Source organism: Candidatus Bathyarchaeia archaeon (assembly GCA_035935655.1).
In the GTDB taxonomy this organism is placed as follows: domain Archaea; phylum Thermoproteota; class Bathyarchaeia; order 40CM-2-53-6; family 40CM-2-53-6; genus 40CM-2-53-6.
In genome coordinates this window covers 1-1,876 of the sequence record DASYWW010000007.1, presented here as the reverse complement: position 1 = coordinate 1,876, position 1,876 = coordinate 1, and the positions used below count along the sequence as shown (strand labels likewise).

3 protein-coding genes are annotated in these 1,876 nt (G+C 47.5%); all 3 read right to left on the bottom strand.

What is annotated here, in order from left to right; translation table 11 throughout:
• A partial coding sequence (locus VGS11_00070) for a hypothetical protein (protein HEV2118495.1) occupies positions 1 to 288 on the bottom strand: 288 nt, incomplete at its 3' end.
• Positions 285 to 1,046 (bottom strand): hypothetical protein, encoded by a 762-nt coding sequence (locus tag VGS11_00065; protein ID HEV2118494.1) that lies wholly within the window; start codon positions 1,044 to 1,046, stop codon positions 285 to 287. The genes VGS11_00065 and VGS11_00070, both read right to left, overlap by 4 nt.
• Positions 1,047 to 1,140: 94 nt before the next feature.
• A complete protein-coding gene (locus tag VGS11_00060; GenBank protein ID HEV2118493.1) occupies positions 1,141 to 1,386 on the bottom strand; it encodes a hypothetical protein in 246 nt (81 codons plus the stop codon).
• Positions 1,387 to 1,876 lie beyond the last annotated feature (490 nt).

Genomic DNA, 1,876 nt, shown 5'->3' with positions numbered 1-1,876 from the left:
ATGGCGCATCCGGCGCAACCACAGAATTGAAGCAGCTCTTCGCTCGCTGATAAAAAGGGAAATGAGATTGGGCTCTCCTTCCGAATACACAAAAGCCAAATCCCGTTCGCTGGTAATTTTCTCGACCAAGTCAGGGGAAACAATTACTGATTGGAGATGGTTCAAGGCAGAATGGGCCTCAAGATATTCGAGCTGGGAGTGTCCGGAATTCTCTTCGCGAAGAAGCCAATAGAACAGAATTCCGAGAAGCAACAATCCTATGATTATTGGAAAGACAATTTCGCTCACGGGCGTCCCACTCTGATCAGATGCGTTCTAGCGCGAAGCAATAGGATGCGAGTCTCGCGCGCAAGGTTTTCGTAATCCCGCTCAATAGTTTCTGTACCATCGATCACCCGCTGAGGACTTGGAGACCAAAGAGCAACTAACCAGATGATTAGAGATATCGCATAACAAACAGGATCAATTTGCCGCATCAGGAGAGCAAATCCGGAAATGGGATGAGTGATGAAAGTAAAGGAGATCACGTCCGCGCCTATAAACAGTGAATACCCAAACAGAAGTCCTTTCACATTTCTATTTACAAGAATCTTGTAATAGATCAAAAGTGCCAAGAGGCAGAACAAAAGAACGGCTTGGACTTGCCGCAGACTGCGTTCCATGTTGGCGATCGCGTAGGGAAGCACGATGTCAGGTTTGTTTAGCAGATTTATCCCTACTTTTACCACAACTCCAAGAAATACAAACATCAGAAGAGTTCTAGCCAGCCTCGCCACGCCAGGATAATTCTTGAGCGAAAGATTGAATATCTCCACGGTTACGCCATAGCCCAAAACGGCTTGAAGAAATGCGGTCAGCCAGTAGAACAAGAAATAGATATCTGGTGACGTCTTTGATAGAGGGATTGCAACTAGGTCGACCAGTAGGACAAATGAAATATACAAATGAAAGATAGGGAATCGCCTCAGCAGTTTTGTCCGGGTGGCTCGAAGCAATACTAAGGCTTCGAGACCGATGCATGTTCCCCAGACTATTTGGCTCCACATACGATTATCACCGTAAGAATTTAACGCATATTATCACAAGTGAAGGGAACGGTACTTGCGCACCGTTCCCTTTTCGATCGATTCGCACCCTTTCCTAGGCTCTAACACCGCCTGATGGCGGCCAGGGTGGTATAGGATGGCCTCCGTCCGCCAGCAGTGGGGATGGGGTTTGAGCTAGCACTGGGGGCTGGATTAGGTTCGATGGCCCAGGCCACGGTGGTATGGGGTGTCCGCCATCAGCCTGCAGGGCTAGTCCTGATACATGTTTTGAATTGGTCTTTGGGGTGACAAAGAGTGTCACTGCACCCAAAATAAGAACTACGCTGAGTCTCTTAATCATTTTCTATCCTCCTTGTAGTTTTCACTGCATTAGTCTGGTACCCGGAAACAGCTTATGAAGGCTGCGAGATTGAATCTGAGAGTAGGGATGTTGCTTGGAATACTGAGCACATTCGTGCAGGCCGGAATGCGTGAATCAATTCCGTAAGTCAGTAGCTTGACTCAATTGCTCGGATTGGTAAGCAATATAAAAGTTATATTTCAGCTGATTTTCCAAAGCTAGTATGCTTCCAAAAGAGGACGAAAACTTGTGCAGCCGTTCTCGCAAAAATGGACGGCGAGACTTGAGGTTCTCGTTTACTGAGTCTCAATCGGGGCGGTCGAAAGCGGCATTTTTTGATGTTTCTTGATCAATTCTGAGTCTGAGCGGCGTAGGCCAGACTGGCATTCAGGCGTTCATCGAGGATGGCGGCTACGTACTTGGCGCACATAGCGGTTTCTTTCTTTGTTCGTTCGGCTAGGGCTGGAAACATCCGTTCGGATGAATTGGA

Coding starts and splice junctions, on each gene's coding strand:
- VGS11_00065 (HEV2118494.1), bottom strand. CDS start 1,046: ATGTGGAGCCAAATAGTCTGGGGAACATGCATCGGTCTCGAAGCCTTA.
- VGS11_00060 (HEV2118493.1), bottom strand. CDS start 1,386: ATGATTAAGAGACTCAGCGTAGTTCTTATTTTGGGTGCAGTGACACTC.